The sequence below is a fragment of the Streptomyces rugosispiralis genome (assembly GCF_024505145.1).
Taxonomy (GTDB): domain Bacteria; phylum Actinomycetota; class Actinomycetes; order Streptomycetales; family Streptomycetaceae; genus Streptomyces; species Streptomyces rugosispiralis.
On sequence record NZ_JANIAA010000030.1, the window covers coordinates 81,547 to 100,843 of the forward strand.

General features: G+C 72.0%; 16 protein-coding genes and 2 pseudogenes. 9 read left to right on the forward strand and 9 right to left on the reverse strand.

Translation table 11 applies throughout. The annotated features are described in order from the left end of the window. Positions 1–600: 600 nt before the first annotated feature. The 4 genes from kdpF to kdpC are packed head-to-tail and all read left to right on the forward strand — an operon-like array spanning position 601 to position 5,089. Positions 601–690: a K(+)-transporting ATPase subunit F gene (kdpF, locus tag NP777_RS33045; protein ID WP_078640107.1), complete on the forward strand. Its 90-nt coding sequence runs from the start codon at positions 601–603 to the stop codon at positions 688–690. Then, positions 690–2,354 carry a potassium-transporting ATPase subunit KdpA gene (kdpA, locus tag NP777_RS33050; protein WP_256653849.1) on the forward strand — a complete coding sequence of 555 codons (1,665 nt, stop codon included), beginning with the start codon at positions 690–692 and terminating at the stop codon, positions 2,352–2,354. Before kdpF ends, kdpA begins: the two co-directional genes overlap by 1 nt. Continuing rightward, entirely contained in the window at positions 2,354–4,420 is a 2,067-nt protein-coding gene (gene kdpB, locus NP777_RS33055; RefSeq protein WP_256653850.1) for a potassium-transporting ATPase subunit KdpB, read from the forward strand. The genes kdpA and kdpB overlap by 1 nt, the downstream gene beginning before the upstream one ends. A gap of 39 nt (positions 4,421–4,459) precedes the next feature. Further along, positions 4,460–5,089, forward strand: coding sequence for a potassium-transporting ATPase subunit KdpC (kdpC, locus tag NP777_RS33060; RefSeq protein WP_256653851.1), 630 nt, complete (start codon positions 4,460–4,462; stop codon positions 5,087–5,089). Between the two features lie 83 nt (positions 5,090–5,172). Here the strand turns inward: kdpC and NP777_RS33065 are convergent. The 5 genes and pseudogenes from NP777_RS33065 to NP777_RS33085 all read right to left on the reverse strand — a co-directional run. Further along, positions 5,173–5,241: pseudogene (locus tag NP777_RS33065) on the reverse strand (hypothetical protein); the annotation flags it as partial. A gap of 13 nt (positions 5,242–5,254) precedes the next feature. Beyond that, entirely contained in the window at positions 5,255–6,745 is a 1,491-nt protein-coding gene (gene zwf, locus NP777_RS33070; RefSeq protein WP_256653852.1) for a glucose-6-phosphate dehydrogenase, read from the reverse strand. Continuing rightward, on the reverse strand, positions 6,742–7,776 hold the full coding sequence (gene gnd, locus NP777_RS33075) for a phosphogluconate dehydrogenase (NAD(+)-dependent, decarboxylating) (protein ID WP_256653853.1): 1,035 nt from the start codon (positions 7,774–7,776) through the stop codon (positions 6,742–6,744). The genes zwf and gnd overlap by 4 nt, the downstream gene beginning before the upstream one ends. Positions 7,777–7,803: 27 nt before the next feature. Then, the gene (gene tkt, locus NP777_RS33080) at positions 7,804–9,852 is read right to left on the reverse strand and encodes a transketolase (RefSeq protein ID WP_256653854.1); all 2,049 of its coding nucleotides are present in this window, start codon (positions 9,850–9,852) and stop codon (positions 7,804–7,806) included. Between the two features lie 45 nt (positions 9,853–9,897). Further along, entirely contained in the window at positions 9,898–11,295 is a 1,398-nt protein-coding gene (locus NP777_RS33085) for an FAD-dependent oxidoreductase (RefSeq protein ID WP_256653855.1), read from the reverse strand. Positions 11,296–11,433: 138 nt separating this feature from the next. Between NP777_RS33085 and NP777_RS33090 the strand changes: the two genes are divergently transcribed. Then, a complete protein-coding gene (locus NP777_RS33090; protein ID WP_256653856.1) occupies positions 11,434–12,108 on the forward strand; it encodes an HAD family hydrolase in 675 nt (224 codons plus the stop codon). 270 nt (positions 12,109–12,378) lie between these two features. Next, complete coding sequence (locus tag NP777_RS33095) at positions 12,379–13,947, forward strand: sensor histidine kinase (protein ID WP_256653857.1); 1,569 nt, start codon at positions 12,379–12,381, stop codon at positions 13,945–13,947. 34 nt (positions 13,948–13,981) lie between these two features. Here the strand turns inward: NP777_RS33095 and NP777_RS33100 are convergent, their stop codons facing one another. Next, positions 13,982–14,542, reverse strand: a complete 561-nt coding sequence (locus NP777_RS33100; protein ID WP_256653858.1) for an NADPH-dependent FMN reductase — start codon at positions 14,540–14,542, stop codon at positions 13,982–13,984. Here NP777_RS33100 and NP777_RS33105 point away from each other — a divergent pair. Next, positions 14,526–14,699, forward strand: a pseudogene (locus tag NP777_RS33105) (hypothetical protein); the annotation flags it as partial. The gene NP777_RS33100 and the pseudogene NP777_RS33105 overlap by 17 nt on opposite strands. Positions 14,700–14,818: 119 nt before the next feature. Then, positions 14,819–14,953: a hypothetical protein gene (locus tag NP777_RS33110; RefSeq protein ID WP_256653859.1), complete on the forward strand. Its 135-nt coding sequence runs from the start codon at positions 14,819–14,821 to the stop codon at positions 14,951–14,953. A 229-nt stretch (positions 14,954–15,182) separates the two neighbouring features. Here the strand turns inward: NP777_RS33110 and NP777_RS33115 are convergent, their stop codons facing one another. Beyond that, complete coding sequence (locus NP777_RS33115; RefSeq protein WP_256653860.1) at positions 15,183–16,064, reverse strand: LysR family transcriptional regulator; 882 nt, start codon at positions 16,062–16,064, stop codon at positions 15,183–15,185. 80 nt (positions 16,065–16,144) lie between these two features. Between NP777_RS33115 and NP777_RS33120 the strand changes: the two genes are divergently transcribed. Next, entirely contained in the window at positions 16,145–17,122 is a 978-nt protein-coding gene (locus tag NP777_RS33120; RefSeq protein ID WP_256653861.1) for an EamA family transporter, read from the forward strand. Positions 17,123–17,253: 131 nt separating this feature from the next. On the opposite strand, the gene NP777_RS33125 is transcribed toward NP777_RS33120, so the two are convergent. Both NP777_RS33125 and NP777_RS33130 read right to left on the reverse strand, forming a co-directional pair. Continuing rightward, a complete protein-coding gene (locus tag NP777_RS33125) occupies positions 17,254–17,814 on the reverse strand; it encodes a GNAT family N-acetyltransferase (protein ID WP_256653862.1) in 561 nt (186 codons plus the stop codon). A gap of 79 nt (positions 17,815–17,893) precedes the next feature. Next, complete coding sequence (locus NP777_RS33130; RefSeq protein ID WP_308405289.1) at positions 17,894–19,132, reverse strand: Acg family FMN-binding oxidoreductase; 1,239 nt, start codon at positions 19,130–19,132, stop codon at positions 17,894–17,896. Between the last annotated feature and the right edge of the window lie 165 nt (positions 19,133–19,297).

Sequence of the window (19,297 nt, forward strand, 5' to 3'; positions counted from 1 at the left end):
CGGTGGTACGCGGCGGAGAGAGCGGGGAGGGCGGAAGGCGGCGTTCCCACGGGGACCGACGCGCACTCAGGTACGGTGCCGGGCACCGTGAACGCACCGGGCCGCGGTGTCCAGCGGCGATGGTGCTGGACACCGCGCTGACACCTCACACCGCTGAGCGGCCGTTCCGCGGCTCTCTCCGCCGCGAGATCCCAACCTCGCACGGCGCGGCGGCGCGAGCCATGGGCCTTGTCGCCGCTCTGACGCCCCGCCCCCGGGGATTGACGCGGCGTTGACGGACCTACGCGGCCGGTGTCGGGGGAGCGTCGAGCCCCGGGCGCCCGGTGCCGGGAATTCCGGCTGCCGGTGGTGTGGAGGGGGCCCCGGGCCACCGCCCGTTCACTCCATCGGCCTGATTTGCGCGGGGACACCGCCGACGTCTCGGGCGGGGCGTCGGGGTCGCGCTAACAAGGGTCGTCGGTGGCCGAGGTGGTGAGCGGTCACGCCCTTACGACCCTCAGCCGCCCGGGGTGGTGTCCGTATGTCAGATGTGGTGTTCATCGTCCTGACCGTCGCCGTGTTCGCCGTCATCGGCGCCGTCGGGAGAGGCGCCGAGCGGCTGTGAGCGCCGACAACCTCGTCGGGCTGATCGTGGCCGCCGCCCTGCTCGGCTATCTGGTGCTGGCCCTGATCTTCCCGGAGAGGTTCTAGTGGGCGGCACCCTCGCGGGCTGGCTCCAGGTCCTGGCGCTGGTGGCGGCGCTGGCCCTCACCTACCGGCCGCTGGGCGACGCGATCGCCCACGTCCTCACCGCGCCCCGGCATCTGCGCGCCGAGCGGCTGGTCTACCGGCTGGCGGGGGTGGACGGGAACGCCGATCAGCGGTGGAGCGCCTATCTGCGCGGGGTGCTCGCGTTCTCCGCGGTGTCGGTGCTCTTCCTGTACGGATTCCTGCGGCTGCAGAGCCATCTGCCGCTGTCGCTCGGCAGACCGCCGATGCCCGCGGACCAGTCCTTCAACACGGCCGCGTCCTTCGTCACCAACACCAACTGGCAGTCGTACTCCGGCGAGTCGGCCCTGGGGCATCTGGTGCAGATGGCCGGGCTCGCGGTGCAGAACTTCGTCTCGGCGGCCGTGGGCATCGCCGTCGTCGCCGCGCTGATCCGCGGTTTCACCCGTACCGAGACCGACCGAGTCGGCAACTTCTGGGTGGATCTGACGCGGATCGTGCTGCGGGTCCTCCTCCCGCTCGCGTTCGTCTTCGCGATCGTGCTGGTGGCGGGCGGTGTGATCCAGAACTTCCACGGTGTGGAGTCGATCCCGACCATCGCCGGGGAGCACCAGAGCGTCGTCGGAGGCCCGGTGGCCTCCCAGGAGGTCATCAAGGAGCTGGGCACCAACGGCGGCGGCTTCTACAACGCCAACTCCAGCCACCCCTTCGAGAACCCCAACGCCTTCACCAACTGGCTGGAGATCTATCTGCTGCTGGCGATCGCCTTCGCACTGCCGCGCACCTTCGGCCGGATGGCCGGCGACCACCGGCAGGGGTACGCGATCGTGGCGGTCATGGCGCTGATCTGGGCCGCCTCGGTCGCCGTCGTCACCGTCAACGAACTGCACGGCGTCAGCAGCCGGGCGGGCCATGCGGCGGGCGGCATGGCGGAGGGCAAGGAGCAGCGGTTCGGCGTCTGGGCCTCGGCCCTCTTCGCCGCCGCCACCACCCTCACCTCAACCGGCGCGACCGACTCCGCCCATGACTCGTACTCGCCGTTCGGCGGCGGGATGACGATCCTCAACATGATGCTGGGCGAAATCGCGCCCGGCGGCACCGGATCCGGCCTCTACGGCATGCTCGTCCTCGCGGTCGTCGCGGTCTTCGTGGCCGGGCTGATGGTCGGGCGCACCCCCGAGTACCTGGGCAAGAAGCTGCGCGGGCGGGAGATGAAGTTCGCCTCCCTGTACATCCTGGCCACCCCGGCGGTGGTGCTGATCGGCGCGGGTCTCGCGATGGCGCGGCCGGGGGAACGCGCCGGGATGCTCAATCCCGGGCCGCACGGCTTCTCCGAGGTGCTGTACGCCTTCACCTCGGCGGGCAACAACAACGGCTCCGCCTTCGCCGGGCTCTCCGTCGACACCGCCTGGTACAACACCGTGCTCGCCCTGGTCATGCTCTTCGGCCGATTCCTGCCGATGGTGTTCGTCCTGGCGCTGGCCGGTTCGCTCGCCGGGCAGGCTCCGGTGCCGGTCACGGCCGGGACCCTGCCCACCCACCGGCCGCAGTTCGTCGGTCTGCTGACGGCCGTGGTCCTCATCGTCGTCGGCCTCACCTACTTCCCCGCTCTCTCGCTGGGACCGCTCGCGGAAGGGCTCCAGTGATGTCCGCACCGTCCCGTCCCGTCTCCGGCGGTCTGCTCGACCCCGGGCAGCTGATCGCCTCCCTGCCCGGCGCCGCCAGGAAGCTGGACCCGCGGGGCATGGTCAGAAACCCGGTGATGTTCGTGGTGGAGGTCGGCGCGCTCCTCACCACCGCGTTCGCCTGCCGCACCCCCAGCGTCTTCGCCTGGGTCATCACCGTCTGGCTCTGGCTGACCGTGCTCTTCGCCACCCTCGCGGAGGCCGTCGCCGAGGGGCGGGGCAAGGCCCAGGCGGAGACGCTGCGGCGGACGAAGACGGCCACGGTCGCCCGCCGGCTCGTGGACTGGCGGCCGGGGGCGGTGGAGGTGGCGGAGGAGGAGGTGCCCGCCGCTGAGCTGCGGCTGGGCGACCGGGTGGTGGTCGAGGCGGGGCAGGTCATCCCGGGGGACGGGGATGTGGTCGAGGGCGTGGCCTCGGTCGACGAGTCGGCGATCACCGGCGAGTCGGCGCCGGTGATCCGCGAGTCCGGCGGCGACCGCTCGGCGGTCACCGGCGGTACGAAGGTGCTGTCGGACCGGATCGTCGTGAAGATCACCTCCAGGCCGGGGGAAACGTTCATCGACCGGATGATCGCGCTGGTGGAGGGCGCGGCGCGGCAGAAGACGCCGAACGAGATCGCGCTGAACATCCTGCTCGCCTCGCTCACCATCATCTTCCTGCTCGCCGTGGTCACCCTTCAGCCGTTCGCGATCTACGCAAGGGCCGAGCAGTCCATCGTGGTCCTCGTCGCGCTGGTGGTCGCGCTCATCCCCACCACCATCGGCGCGCTGCTGTCCGCGATCGGCATCGCCGGTATGGACCGCCTCGTCCAGCGCAATGTCCTCGCGCTGTCCGGCCGCGCCGTCGAGGCCGCCGGGGACGTCAACACCCTGCTGCTGGACAAGACCGGCACCATCACCTTCGGCAACCGCCAGGCCGCCGAGTTCCTGCCCGTGGGCGGCACCGCGGTCGAAGAGCTGGCGGACGCCGCCCAGTTGTCGTCGCTCGCCGATGAGACACCGGAGGGCCGTTCGGTGGTGGTCCTGGCGAAGGAGACGTACGGACTGCGGGCGCGGGACGAGGGCGAGCTGGGCGAGGCCCGGTTCGTGCCCTTCACCGCCCAGACCCGGATGAGCGGGGTGAACATCGGGGGCCGCCAGGTGCGCAAGGGCGCCGCCTCGGCCGTCGCCGAGTGGGTGGCCGGCCACGGGGGACGGTCCGGCCCGGATGTCCGGGCGGTCGTGGACCGGATCTCCCAGCAGGGCGGCACCCCGCTGGTGGTGGCCGAGCACACCGGCACGGCCGCCCGGGTGCTCGGGGTCATCCACCTCAAGGACGTGGTCAAGCACGGTATGCGGGAGCGGTTCGAGGAGCTGCGGCGGATGGGCATCCGCACGATCATGATCACCGGCGACAATCCGCTCACCGCGCGGGCCATCGCGGACGAGGCCGGGGTGGACGACTTCCTGGCGGAGGCCGCGCCCGAGGACAAGATGGCGCTCATCCGCCGCGAGCAGGCGGGCGGCAAGCTGGTGGCGATGACCGGCGACGGCACCAACGACGCCCCCGCACTGGCCCAGGCGGACGTCGGCGTGGCCATGAACACCGGCACCTCGGCCGCCAAGGAGGCCGGGAACATGGTGGACCTGGACTCCAACCCCACCAAGCTCATCGAGATCGTGGAGATCGGCAAACAGCTGCTCATCACCCGCGGTGCGCTGACCACCTTCTCCATCGCCAACGACGTGGCGAAGTACTTCGCCATCATCCCCGCCATGTTCGCCGTGGTCCATCCGGGCCTGGAGAGGCTCAATGTCATGCGGCTGCACAGCCCGACCTCGGCCATCGCCTCCGCGATCATCTTCAACGCGCTGATCATCGTCGCGCTGATCCCGCTCGCCCTGCGCGGTGTCCGCTACCGGCCCTCCTCCGCGACGGACCTGCTCGGCCGCAATATCCGGGTCTACGGCCTCGGCGGGCTCGTGCTGCCCTTCCTCGGCATCAAACTCATCGACCTGGTCGTCCAGTTCATCCCCGGACTGCGCTGACCGACGACCCGCCAGGACGGTCTGGCAGAAGGCGCCACCATGGCCAAGTCGCTTCCCCTCGTGGTCCGCAACCACCTGACCGCCCTGCGGATCCTGATCGTGCTCACCCTCGTCACCGGCGCCCTCTATCCGCTGGCCGTCACCGGCGTGGCCCAGGGCGCCTTCCCGTACCAGGCCGACGGCTCACGGATCACCCGGCACGGCACGGTCATGGGCTCCACCCTCCTCGGCCAGAACTTCGCCCTGCCCGGGGAGCGCCCGGGGGGCTCCGGCCGGGCGCCCCGGCCCGATCCCGCGTGGTTCCAGCCCCGTCCGTCCGCCGGCGGATACGACCCGCTGGCCTCCGGCGCCTCCAACCTCGGCCCCAACAACCCGGTCCTGGTGCGGACGGTCGAGGCGCGGCGCGCCGCGGTCGCGCGGTTCGACGGTGTCGCCCCCGGGGACGTCCCCGCGGACGCGGTCACCGCCTCCGGCTCCGGCCTGGATCCGCACATCTCCGCGGCGTACGCCTACGAGCAGGTGAACCGGGTGGCCAGGGCGCGCGGTCTGCGTCCGGCGACCGTGCACGCGCTCGTCACCGCCCATGTCCAGGACCGCGTCCTCGGCTTCCTGGGCGAGCGGCGGGTGAACGTCGTCCAGCTCAACGCGGCGCTGGCCGGCCGCGGATGAGGCGCCCGCTGTTTCGCGCCGGTCGTGGTCACCCGTGCTCGCGGCATTTCGAACAAGTGCCGATCGTCGTGCGAGGGACGGCCCCACTCGGTGTCGCGGTACGCCCCCATCGCCGCGGAGCTCAGCGCCCATGGGCAGCGCGGGTCGGTCATGCGCCGGTCCCCGTCATGAGCCGGTTCCTGGCCCCCCGGACGCTCCGGGCGTCCCGAACGTTCCGGGCATGACCTCGGCGGCGTCCGGCAGATGCCACGGGTGGGGCGCGATCAGTTCGCTGACGGCCGGTTCGGGGCCCCAGGAGCCGACGGCGTAGGGCTGGACCGGCGGTGGGTTCTCCAGGAGGGGGGTCGACGCGGCCCAGATGTGTTCGATGCCGCCTGCCCGGGTGAACAGCGACTGGTCGCCCAGCATGGCGTCCAGGATCAGGCGTTCATAGCCCTCGAGCCCGTTCTCCTCGCAGAACGACCCGGCGTAGCCGAAGGCCATCGTGGCCGGTTCGAGCCGCATGGCGGGGCCCGGCTCCTTGGTGAGGAAGCGGGTGGCGATCCACCCGGGGTCCCCGAAGTCGATCATGATCTTGTTGCCCCGGTTCCGCTCCTGGTCGGCGAGGTCGGTGGGGAACATCCGCAGCGGCGGCTCGCGCAGTCCGAGGGTGATCATCTGGCGGCGCTGTGCGAGGTTCTTGCCGGAGCGCAGATGGAACGGGACCCCGGCCCACCGCCAGTTGTCCACCTCCACCCGCAGCGCGGCGAACGTCTCGGTCGTCGAGTCGGGGGCCACCCCGGGTTCGTCAAGGTAGCCCTCGTACTGGCCGCGCACGACATCCCCGGGCCCGATGGGGCGCAACGCCGCGAAGACCTTGTCCTTCTCGTCGCGCAACGGCTGGGCGGCGAGCGAGACCGGCGGTTCCATCGCCACGATGCCGAGCACCTGGATCAGATGGGTGACGATCATGTCCCGGAAGGCCCCGGTGCCCTCGTAGAAGTGGCCACGGCCCTCCAGGCCGAGCGTCTCGGGGACGTCGATCTGCACATACGTGATGTGGTCCCGGTTCCAGTTGGGCTCGAACATGCCATTGGCGAAGCGGAGGGCGAGGATGTTGTCCACCGACTCCTTGCCGAGGAAGTGATCGATGCGGAAGACCCGGGATTCGTCGAAGACCGCGTTGATCGTCTCGTTGAGCGCCCGCGCCGAGGCCAGATCGGTGCCGAAGGGCTTCTCCACGATCACCTTCGCGTTCTCGGCCAGGCCCGTGTCGCCGAGCATGCCGATGTTGGACGCGAACGCCGAGGGCGGAATGGCCAGGTGGAACAGTCTGCGGGACGGCCCGCCGAGGGAGTCCTCCGCCGCCCGTACGGCCGCGAGCAGCGGGCCGGGCTGCTCGGGGTCGGCCGCGCCGTAGGACAGCGACTCCTCGAAGGACTTCCACACCGGCCCGGTCGGCTTGGACCGGCCGAAGGTGGCGACCGCGTCATGCGCGAGGGTGCGGAACGCGTCGTCGCTCATCGCCGACCGGGACGGGGACGAGCCCACGATGCGGTAACCGTCGGGGAGGAGGCCCGCGGCGGCCAGGTGGAACAGCCCGGGGAGCAGCTTGCGCCTGGCGAGGTCGCCGGTGGCGCCGAAGAGCACGATCACATGATCGTCCGGTGCCGTCATCGCCCGCTCCCCTTCTCGGCGTGTCCACCGAACTCGCTGCGCATCGCGGACAGCGCCCGGTCGGCGAACTCGCCCAGGCCCCGGGACTGGAAGCGGTCGGTGAGCGCCGTGCTGATCACGGCGGCGGGCACGCCCTCGTCCACCGCCGCCCGTACCGTCCAGCGCCCTTCGCCGGAGTCCGAGACATGTCCGGTGAACTCGTCCAGCTTCGGCGACCGGGCCAGCGCGTCGGCGGTGAGGTCGACGAGCCAGGAGCCCACGACCGAGCCGCGGCGCCACACTTCGGCCACCTCGCCGACGTCGATCTCGTACTGGTACGCCTCCGGCTCGCGCAGCGGGGTGGTCTCCGCGTCGGCGGCGCGCTTGCGCAGGCCGACGTCCGCGTGGTCGATGATGCTGAGCCCCTCGGCGATCGCGGCCATCATGCCGTACTCGACCCCGTTGTGGACCATCTTCACGAAGTGGCCGGCTCCGCTCGGGCCGCAGTGGAGATAGCCCTGCGGCGCCGTTCCGTCGGTGTGCCGGTTCGGTGTCGGCTCGGCGGAGCCGCTGCCGGGCGCGATGGTGCGGAAGATGGGGTCGAGCCGGGCGACGGGCCCGTCCGCACCGCCGATCATCAGGCAGTAGCCGCGCTCAAGTCCCCAGACCCCGCCGGAGGTTCCGCAGTCCAGGTAGTGGATGCGGTGCGGGGCGAGCTGTGCCGCGCGGGTGATGTCGTCGCGGTAGTAGGAGTTGCCACCGTCGATGATGGCGTCGTCCGGGTCGAGTAGCTCGGTGAGCTGGTCGAGGGTGGGCTGTACGACGGCGGCGGGCAGCATGAGCCAGAGCGCCCGTGGCCGCTCCAGCTTCGTCACCAGGTCGCCGAGCGAGCGGGCGGCGACGGCGCCCTCGCCCGCCATTTCCCGTACGGTGTTTTCGTTGACGTCGTAGACCACACAGCGGTGGCCGTCGCGCATCAGCCGGCGCACGAGGTTCGCGCCCATCCGGCCGAGCCCGATCATGCCGAGCCGCATGGGGGTGTCGGTAGCCATGTGCTCTCCTGTCGCGTCATTGCCCGCTCAGCCCCGGGCCACCAGCTCGCGCGCCACCTGCGCGACGCGCTCGGGGGTGAATCCGAACTTCGTGAGCAGCTGTTTGAGGGGTGCGGAGGCGCCGAAGGTGTGCATGCCGACGATGGCCCCGTCCGCGCCGACATAGCGGTCCCAGCCGAACGTGGAGCCCTCCTCGACCGCGACCCTGCGGGTGACCGCGGGCGGCAGCACCCGGTCGCGGTACTCACGCGGCTGCCGGTCGAACAGCTCCCAGCAGGGCATGCTCACCACCCGGGACGCGATGCCCTCGGCGGTGAGCTCCTCGTGTGCGGCCAGGGCCAGCGCCACCTCGGAGCCGGTGGCGAGCAGGATCACCTCGGGCTCGCCGCGGTCCGTGTCCGCCAGGACGTAGGCACCCCACGCGACACCGCTGGCCGCCCCGAGCCGGGTGCGGTCGAGGGTGGGCAGGGGCTGCCGGGAGAGGACCAGCGCGGCCGGCGCCCGGCGGAGACCGGCGACCACCCGCCATGTCTCGGTGACCTCGTTCGCGTCGGCGGGGCGGAACACCAGCAGTCCGGGCGTGGCGCGCAGCCCCGCGAGCTGCTCGACGGGCTGGTGGGTGGGTCCGTCCTCGCCGACCCCGATGGAGTCGTGGGTGAAGATGTGCACGGTCGGGATCTCCATCAGCGCGGAGAGGCGAATGGCCGCCTTGGCGTAGTCGGAGAAGATCAGGAACCCGGACCAGTACGGACGCAGCTTCGTCAGCGCCATCCCGTTGGCCACCGCGGCGGCGGCGTGCTCCCGCACGCCGAAGTGCAGATTGCGCCCGGCGCGGTCGTACGGCTGGAAGTCGCCCGCACCGCCGAAGGTGAGGCGGGTCTTGGTCGACGGCGCCAGGTCGGCGGAGCCGCCGAGCACCCAGGGCACCGCCTTGGCCACCGCGTTCAGCACCTGGCCCGAGGAGTCGCGGCTCGCCAGGCCCTTCGGATCGGCCGGGAAGGTGGGCAGCGCGGTCTCCCAGCCGTCCGGCAGCTCACGGCGCTGGATCCGCTCCAGCTCGTCGGCGAGCTCGGGGTACGCGCCCCGGTAGGCGTCGAACGTCTTCTCCCAGTGGTTGCGCAACTGGCCGCCGCGTGCGCCGATGCCCCGCGCGAACCAGTCGGGCACACCGTCGGGGATGTGGAAGTCGGCGTCGGGTGGCAGGCCGAGTGCCCGCTTGGTGGCCTTGACCCCCTCCGGTCCGAACGGCGACCCGTGTGCCTGCGGCGAGTCCTCGACCGGCGAGCCGTACCCGATGTGGCTGTGGACGAGGATCAGGGTCGGGCGCTCGGCCTCGGCCCGGAAGGAGTGGCAGGCGCGGCCGATCCGGCCCAGGTCGTTGGCGTCGGCCACGGTGGTCACGTTCCAGCCGTAGGCCAGGAAGCGCGCGGCGAGGTCCTCGGTGAAGGTGATGTCGGTGTGGCCCTCGATGGTGACCCGATTGGAGTCGTAGATCCAGCACAGATTGGACAGCCGCAGGTGTCCGGCGAGCGAGGCCGCCTCGGCGGAGACGCCCTCCATCATGCAGCCGTCCCCGGCGAGCGCGTACACATCGAAGTCGAAGAGCGTGAAGTCGTCGCGGTTGTACCTCGCCGCAAGCCACCGACCGGCGATCGCCATGCCGACGGAGGTGGCGACGCCCTGGCCGAGCGGGCCGGTGGTCGTCTCGACGCCGCTCGTCCAGCGGTACTCGGGGTGGCCGGGGCAGCGCGAGTCGAGCTGCCGGAAGGACTTCAGATCGTCGAGGGTCACCGCCGGACGGCCCAGCACCTCGTACTCGGGGTCGACCGTGCGCACACCGGTCAGATGCAGCAGCGACCAGAGCAGGGCGGAGGCATGGCCCTCGGAGAGCACGAAGCGGTCGCGGTTCGGCCAGATGGGATCGGCGGGATCGAAGCGCAGAAACCGCTGCCACAGTGTGTACGCGACGGGCGCCATCCCCATGGGCGTTCCGGGGTGCCCCGAATTCGCCTTCTGGATCGCGTCCATGCACAGTCCGCGGATCGTGTTCACCGACAGCGTGTCCAGGTCGGTCATGGCGACGCCGCCCTCCGTGCGCTCGATGGGTGTCTGTGCGGCCTGCTATGTGTCGGATCGGACGATCGTCGCGAGGACATCGTTGAAGGCCTCGGTGGAGGTGGGGTGGGCGTAGACGGCGTTGCGGAGCTCGGCCGCCCGGATGCCGTGGCGCATGGCGAGCGCGACGGTGTTGATGAGTTCCTGCGCGTCCACGCTGAGCAGGGCGGCGCCCAGGATCTCGTCGGTCTCGGCGTCCAGCACGAACTTCATCACCCCACGGGTGTCCTCGACGATGTACGCACGCGGCATGGCGACGATCTCGGCGACCGGCTGACTCGCGATCCGCACCCGGTGCCCGGCGGCACGGGCCTGTTTCTCGGTGAGCCCGACGGTCGCCAGCGGCGGGGTGATGAAGACGGTGTGCGGGATGGCGACCCGGTCGTCGGTGGACCGCTTGCCCTCGCCGAGGAGCTGGTCGAGGACGATACGGCTGTCGTCGAGGGAGATATAGGTGAACTGCGGCCCGCCGTTGACGTCTCCGAGGGCGAAGACATGCGGCCGGCTGGTGCGCAGATGCTCGTCGACCTCGACCGCGCCGCGCTCGGTGGTGCGCACTCCGGCGGCGTCCAGCGCCAGGCCGCGGGTGGCCGGTGCGCGGCCGGTGGCGGCCAGGACGGCGTCGGCCTCCAGCGTGTGCTGTCGGCCGTCCGTCTCGTAGACGACGGTCGCGGAGCTTTCGCCGTCCCGGACCTCCGTGACGGCGGCCCCCGTGACGATCTCGATGCGCTCGTCCACCAGGATGCCCTCGGCGACGGCGGCAACGTCGTCGTCCACCAGCCCGAACACCTTCGGGGCCGCCTCGAGCACGGTGACCTCGGAGCCGAACTGCCCGTAGATGGAGGCGAATTCGAGGCCGAGATAGCCGCCGCCGATGATCGCCAGCCGTTCCGGGAGGATGGTGGTGTCGATCAGTTCGGTGCTGGTGACGGTGTACTGGCTGGTCCGCAGGCCGGGGATGTCGAGGACGATCGGCTCCGATCCGGTGTTGATGAGGATCGTCTCGGCGGTGACCGTCAGGGGGCCGTCGGCGGTCTCGACGCGCACGGTGTGCGGATCGGTGAACGCGGCGGTCCCGGTGATCACCGAGACGGTGTCCATGTCGCTCAGCCCGTCGTAGTTGCCACCGCGGAACAGCTTGGTGAGCGCCTGCACCTCGCCGACGGAACGCTCGTACCACTCCTGTGGCGCATCCTCCGGGCGGCGCTTGCGGGAGTGGTGGACCAGTGCCTTGGTCGGCACACAGCCGACGTTCGGGCAGGTGCCGCCGTACATCCGCGCCGACCGCTCGACCAGCACCACGCGCTTGCCGAGTCCACCCATCGTGGCGGCCACCGTCTTGCCGCCCTTGCCGAAACCGATCACGAGCAGGTCGGCTCGCAGGCTGCGGTTGGTGGTGCCCATGGTCGCTTCCCTTCTCGGCCCTTCGGGCGCACTGCCTCCGTCATTTCCACGGCACCACCAACCCCGCGGCCCCGCAACTGGCCGCCTCCGGTGCCACCACGCACCCTGGAAACAGGCGGAACCGGAGGAGAACGTGTGATGGCCGGACCGACAGCGGTGCTCTTCGACATCGACGAAACCCTGGTCCACACCGGAGGCTCGGGGGCGCGGAGTTGGGCCTGGGCCTTCGCCCGGTTGCACGGCGTGGCCGCCGACATCGGAACGCACACATCGGCCGGGGAGACGGATCCGCAGGTCGGCCGGAAGACATTCCGGGCCGTGCTCGGCCGCGACCCCAGTCACGATGAGATGGCCCGCCTGTACGCGGCGTATCTGTGGCATCTCTCGGAGGACATCCGGACCTCGGAGGGGTATCGCGTCATGGACGGCGTCGAAGACACCCTGCGGCGGATCACGGACGCGGGGATCATCCTCGGGCTCATCTCCGGCGCGATGGAGGGCGCGGCCCGGATCAAGATGGAACCGGGCAGGCTGGGCCGCTATTTCGTGTTCGGCGCCTACGGCTCGGACTCCCCGGACCGCGCGGAGATCACCCGCCTGGCGATGGCGAAGGCCGCCCGGCTGCACGGGCACGATCTGGGCCGCTCCGATGTCTACGTGGTCGGGGACACCCCTCTCGACATCGAGGCCGCGCGGGCGGCGAACGCGACGGCGGTGGGGGTCGCGAGCGGCCACTACTCCGTGGAGCAACTGCGTGCCGCGGCGGCCGACCATGTGCTCGCGTCGCTGACCGAGCCGTTCCCGCACACATGAGAACGGCGTGCGAACGAGCGGGAGCCGACCCCCGGCCCAGCCTTGTGCGGGCGGCGTCCCGCTTCACGGACGCGCTCACCGGGGCTCTCGGCTCCTGACAGCGGGGCGCGGGCGGCGGTCGCCGGTGCCGCGCCGGTTCGGTCTGGAGACACGGGCCGTGTCGATGCTTTGATCTGATCCTCGGACGGACGCGTTCGACCGCCGCGGAACAGAGGTGCGCATGGCAGGCAACCACGGACTGCCCGGGGAAACGGCATCCGGGGAGGCGCCATGAGGCTGTCCACCCGTATCGCGCTCGCGGTCGGCCTGAGCGTGCCGCTGCTGGTGCTGGCCTCCGGATGGCTGCTGCTGCGCCTGGTCGGCGACGACCTGCGCGCACACCAGAACTCCCAGTTGCGCGCTCGCGCCACGGTCGTCGCCAAGAACACCAAGGCGTACCTCGAGGTCGCCGGGACCGACCGCCCGGTCATGGAGCGGGCCCGGCAGCGCCGGCTGGTCAACTCCGCGCGGGACGTGGGCATCCGGCTGGACGCGCCCGGGGGCACGATCTCGGCCGGGCCGCGGCCCGATCCGTTCCCCGCGCTGCCCCGCAACGCCCCGAAGCCGGTCACCGTGACCTCCGGCGACACGGACTGGCTGGTCCTGTCGCTGCGTGTCGGCGACGCGAGAAACGGCACCACGCCGAATCTGTGGCTGTTCTCGCCGGACACCGCCGAGGAGCAACTGGCGCTGGTGCGCCAACGGGTCGTGTTCGGGGCGCTGCTGGCCGCGCCCCTGGCCGGGGCCACCACCTGGGCCATCGCCGCCCGAGCGGTCCTGCCGCTGCGGCGGCTGCAGCGGCGCGCCGGCGGCCTGGACCCGAGGACCAGCGCCGTACGCCTGGAGCACACGCCGACCCGTATCGGCGAGGTCGACGACCTGGCGTACACGCTGCAGACCGTGCTCGCCCGCTACGACGAGCAGGTCGAACGCACCGGGGAGGCACTCGCCACCGCCCGCGCGTTCGCCGCGACCGCGTCCCACGAACTGCGCACCCCGCTGATGAGCATGCGCACCAACATCGACATCCTCGCCGACCACCCCGGCCTTGACCCGGCCGACCGGGCGGAGGTGGTCGACGACCTGGGCCGCGAACACGCCCGGCTGCTGGGGCTGCTGGTGATGCTCAGGGCGCTCGCGCAGGGCGACCTGGTCGAGGCGGACGCGTTCGCGTCGCTGGACCTCACGGAGGTGGTGGACGCGTCCGTCTCCGACCTGCGGCGCACCCATCCGGACGCCGAGGTGTCCGTGCGCGCCACGCCGGGGCTGCTGGTGCACGGCTGGGAGGAGGGGCTGCGCTCGGCGGTGGACAACCTGCTGGCCAACGCCAGGACCCATGGCCGCGCCACCGACGGCACGGCCCATATCGAGGTGGCCCTGCGCCACTCCGGCGACCCGGGGCGGCCGCTCGCCGTGCTCACCGTGGACGACCACGGCCCCGGCATCCCACCCGAGCGCCGCGAGGAGGTCTTCCAGCGCTTCCGGCGCGGCCCGGACAGCCCCGGCTCCGGCCTCGGCCTGACCCTGGTCGCCCAGCAGATCGCCCTGCACCGGGGCCGGATCACCGTCCTGGACCGGCCCGACGGACGCCCCGGCACCCGGTTCGAGGTGCGGCTGCCGGTCACCGGCGTCCGGGACGTGGAGCGCACCCTGCCGCTGCTGCGCCGGGACTGGCTGACCGGCCGCCATCCGCTGCCGGCCAGGTCCGGCACACCGGACCGCACCGACCCGCGGGTCACCCGTGTCGCCCCGCAGGGGCGCGGGGAACTGCGCGACCGGCCACGACGCAGCCGCGGATGAACGACCGCACCTCGCGGCACTTCCCGCGGAGCGCTTAGGCGGCGCGGACGGTGGCCAGCGCCTTGCTCCAGCTGACGACCTGGTCGAGCAGGGTGTGCACGGCCCCGGTGTGGTGCTCGGCGGGGGTGAATCGGCTGAAGTTCTCGAAGTCGGTGAGCAGGGACAGGGCGACCTGCGCACGCACATCGGCCACCTGCAACTCGGCCATGACCAGGCGCAGGTGTTCGACCGCGCGGGTGCCACCGGCGCCGCCGTAGCCGACGAAACCGGCGGCCTTGTTGTTCCACTCGGCGTACAGGAAGTCGATGGCGTTCTTCAGTGCGCCGGCGATGGAGTGGTTGTACTCGGGGGTGACGAACACATAGCCGTCGAAGGAGGCGATCTTCTCCGCCCAGACCTTGGTGTGCGGCTGTGAGTACTGGCCCCGCGACGGCGGGACCGCCTCGTCCAGGAGGGGGAGCCGGTAGTCGGCGATGTCGACGAGCTCGTACTCCGCGTCGGTGCGCTGCCGGGCAATATCGAAGACCCACCGGGCGACGGCCTCGCCGTTGCGGCCGGGGCGGGTGCTGCCGAGGATGATGGCGATCTTGGGCATTTGCGTCGTCCTTTCCGTTCCGTGGCGCGTTCCCGGAGTCGGGCCCGTAACTCATCCGGTCGACCGCCGTCCCCGATCGCCCACCCCCCATGCACCACGTCAGCGGGTGTCGACCACGACGGTGTCCAACGTACTCAACGGCACCGGCCGGGTCTCGGAGGCGACGCGGGCCCGGGTGCGGGCGATGGCCGGCGCGCTCGGTCACGGCCCGGCGGGCAGCGGCGGGCGCACCCTGGGGCTCGCGGTGACGGCGATGGACTCGGGCCCGCCGAGCACATGTGGCGCACGCTGCCCGCCGCGGGGGTGGTGGTGCCGGACGGCCCGCCCGGCGACCCCGTGTTGCGGGTGCTGCGCGCCCGCGGTCTGCCGCTGGTGTTCGACGGCCGTCCCGGCGATCTGCGGGCGCCATGAAGGTGGCCTCGACATCGCGCAGCCGCTTGACGTCGCGCGGGCCGGGGTGCGGCCGTGCGTGGTCCCGTTCGACGATGACGACTCGGCGGGACGGGGGCTGGACGCCCTGCTGACCGGCGAGGGCCGGCCGGACGCGGTGTTCGGGCTGTACGACCCGTGCGGCCGTCGGGTCCTGGCGGCGGCCGCGCGCCGTCCTGACGGGCGGGGCGGCCCGGGTCCGTCGCGTCCGTCAGGCTTCCGTGGGCGTGATGTCCAGCGCCGTGAGGAAGGCGGTCGCCGCCGGTGTGCGGCTGAAGCGGCTCCAGATGACGTACTCGACCCGGGCCGGTGCGTCGGCGACCCCGATGGTGACGACGCCCGCGAGATGAGGCGCGTAGGCGGTGGGAAGCATCGCCACGCCGAGGCCCGGCCCGACGAGCCGGGCGATGAACTCGGCGCTGGTCACCTCGAAGGCGACGTCACGGGTGAGCCCCGCGGCCTCGAAGGCCAGGTCGGACTGGGCGCGCCCGGCGGTCCCGGCCGGGAGGTCCACGAACACCTCGGCGGAGAGCCTGCGCAGGTCGACCTGTGACTCCCCGGCGAGGGGGTGGTCCGGCGCGACCACGGCGACGAGCCGGTCACGCGCGAGTTCATGGGCGGCGACACCCTGCGGGCGGGCGGTGGTCGGCAGACCGAGGAACGCCACGTCGAGGGCGCCCTCCTTGACCTGCTCGACGAGGTCGTCGCTCGCGCCCACCCGCAGGCTGACGCGCACGCGCGGGTACCGCTCGTGGAAGTCGCGCAGCGCGCCCGGGATGTCGACCGCGGTGACGGTGGGGATCAGGCCCACGGCGAGCCGTCCGCGTACCTCCCCGACGGCCGCGGCGACCTCGGCGGCCGCGCGCTCGGCGGCGTCCAGGCATTGCCGGGCGGCCGGGAGGAAGGCCGCACCGGCCGGTGTCAGCCGCACCCGGCGGCTGGTGCGCTCGAAGAGTCTCGCGCCCAACTCCTTCTCCAGCCGGGCGATTTGGTGGCTGAGGGCGGACTGGACGACCAGACACCGTTCCGCGGCCCGGGTGAAGCTGTTCGTCTCGGCGACGGCGACGACGTACCGCATCTGCTGAAGCTCCATGGATCCATCGTGAATCGAGATCGATGTGGTGACAAACATGTGTTGGACTCATCAATGGCTCCGAGATGAGACTTCGAGGCATGACACGGCACACCACACACGTGGCTTCCGGCGGGGCCGGCGGTGTTCGCCACGGAAACCTGCCACGCACCGCGCTGACGGCGCTCGCTCCCTCGGTGTGGGGCACGACGTATGTCGTCACCACCGAGCTGCTCCCCGAGGGACATCCGCTCTTCGCGGGGTTCCTGCGCGCGTTGCCCGCCGGGCTGATCGCGCTGGCCCTCACCCGGACGCTGCCGCGCGGCGCCTGGTGGGGGAAGGCCGCGGCGCTCGGCGTGCTGAACATCGGGCTGTTCCTCCCGCTGCTGTTCATCGCGGCCGAACGCCTGCCGGGTGGTGTGGCCGCCACCTTGGCGGCGGCCCAGCCGCTGGTCGTGGCCGTCCTGGCGGTCACCGTGCTCCATGAGCGCCTTTCGCTGTGGCGCCTCCTGTGGGGTGTGACGGGCGTCGTCGGCGTCGGTCTCGTGGTGATCGGGCCGAACGCGGCACTCGACACCGTCGGGGTCGTGGCGGGGCTCGCGGGCGCGGTCACGATGGCGCTCGGCGTGACGCTCACCAAGCGCTGGGGGCGCCCCGCCGGGGTCGGCGCCACCACCTTCGCCGGGTGGCAACTCTCGGCGGGAGGGCTCTTCCTGCTGCCCCTCACCTTCCTCGTCGAGGGGGCGCCTCCCGCGATCGACCCGCCCGCCGTCCTCGGCTACCTCTGGCTGGGGCTGGTCGGCGGTCTGCTCACCTACGCCCTGTGGTTCCAGGGCATCACCAGCCTGCCCGTCGCCTCGGTCGCGGTTCTCGCCCTGCTGTCGCCGCTGGTGGCCGCCGTTCTCGGCGCCATCGTGCTCGACCAGACACTCGGCCCGGTCCAGCTCGTGGGATTCGCGCTCTCGCTCGCCGCGATCGTCGCGGGACAGCTTGCGCCGCGTACCCGCACCCGAGCCCGCCCCGAGACGCCCCAGCACGACTCCGTCCCCACCCCCGCCCCGGAAGGGGCACCCAGATGAAGATCGCCGCCGTCGGAGCCGCCCTGCGGAACCCGGGCCGGGCCCACGGCCACCGGCCGGGTCCGGGGCGCTCGACGTGATCCCGGCCAAAGGCGGCGCCGCGCCAGGTCGTCCCTCCCCCGGCACACCGGCTACCGGCGCCGCTCCCAGGTGGCCCGGGTGAGTTCGTACTCGACCTCGCCGTGTTCGGATCCCTCGATCGCCTCCGGCCACTCCTCGGTGAAGCTGCGGACGAACGACAGGCCCGACTTCTCCATCACCCGCCGGGACCCGGTGTTCACCGCCATGGTGTCCGCGGTGACCCGTTCCACGCCGAGGTCGGTGAACCCCTTGTGGATCAGCGCCCGGGATCCCTCCGTGGCGTAGCCCTTGCCCCAGGCGGCCTTGTTCAGGCGGTAGCCGAGCTCCACCACGGCGGGGCTGTGGTCGTCCAGGGGGCGGAACTCGAACCAGCCCAGGAAGGTTCCGGTGGCCTTCTCCTCGGCGGCCCAGTAGCCGCGGACCCCGAGGCCCGGGTGGTCGTGGAGGAACCGTGGCAGGGTCTTCGCGAGGATCGTCTCCCGGCTCGTCGGCTTGCCACCGGTGAGGAAGCGCATGACGTCGGGGTCGTTGTCGAGCGCGAACAGGTGGTCGGCGTCGGCGTCGGTGAACGGGCGCAGCACGAGCCGTTCGGTCTCCAGGAAGACATGCATGCCGCGATCCTCACCGCCGGACGGCCGGGCCCGCCACCGGATATGCGCGGCGGGCCGAAGGGGGCCGGGGCTGTCAGCTCTACGGCTCGATGTCCAGGACGTCGTGGACCGGCCGCCGCGGGGTCTGCCTGCCCCGGGGGCCGTACCCCAGCCGCAGCACCATCTGCACATGGGCCATGGCGGATGTCGGGTCGCGCAGTGGCCAGCGCAGGTCGTGCCATTCGAGGGCCTGGGTGACGAACGAGGCGGACAGTCCCGCCAGGGTGGCGCGCAGCAGCACCCGCTCCACCGCCTGGCCGGTGCGCAGCCAGTCCACCGGACGGTCGCGGGCGGTGCTCAGCAACACCAGGTGCGGGAAGGTCTCGAAGTCGGCGGTCGGGCGCCCGGGGATGGACCTGCCGCCCGCGAAGTCCCGTACGGGGGCCTTGCCGATCCGGCGCCGGGGTCCGAAGGCGTACTCCGGAACGCCTTCGGTGGCCGGTCGGGTGTCGTCGGCGGCGCGGGTGAAGCGGGCCAGGTCCGCGGCGGCCCCGGCGTCGGTGAGGTTGCGGGCCTCGGCCTCCAGCGCCAGGTCCACGACGTACTGGAGATGCCAGCCGGACACGAAGGACAGCGCGACGTGCTCCCGGTGCGCGGCGTCGACGAGGGCGCTCCGCACGGACGCGGGGATCTCGGTCTCGGCGAAGGGGAACCTGCTGGTGTGGCGGGTGCGCACGGCCGGGTACAGGGCGGCCGGATCGGCCTCGTCACCGAGCGGGCGGGTCAGTGTTACGGAGGCCAGCAGCATGGGGTCCACGGGGTCGGGCAGCAGCCGGGTCGCCGCCTCCCAGCCCTCGTGCGCCACCGCGACCCGCAGGTTCATCAGGGCGGCGCCACAGCCGATGTGCAGCGCGCGAAGCTCGGGGTCGGTGTGCGGCAGGGCACCCCGCAGGTCGGCCCTGAGACGGAACACGCGGCCGCGCCGGGAGTACTGGAACCGCCAGGGCTGGGTGTTGTGCATCGAGGGCGCGGCCGTGGCGTCCGCCACCAACGACAGGACAACCGCTTCGGAGAGCGAACGAGCGGTGCGGTGGGTCGCCGCGGAGCCGCGCCGGCCCGTCCCCTCCCGGCGCCGTTCCGGTTCCTGCCCGATGGGGTGAACGTGTGCGTCCGGGCCGGGGAACACCAGGGTGATCTGGTCCGAGTCCGACCACCGCACGTCATAGGGGGGTGTCCCGTCGTCGTGGTGGAGTCCGACGATCTCACCGTCCCGTGTGGTGGCACCGGTGGTGGGGCTTTCGACAATCAGCTGGTCGCCGACATGGGCACGCATCGACATCCCGCCTTTCCTGCCTGACGCCGTCCACTGTGACACCGCCGGTGCGCGGTGTCCTGGGGGCGGAACGCCCTCGGGCGAGGGGCCGGATGGCCCCGTGGCGGGCCGGGTGGCCGGGAGCGTCCTGCCGTACGGCTCAGAGCCTGTGTCATATCCCCGGTCGGATCA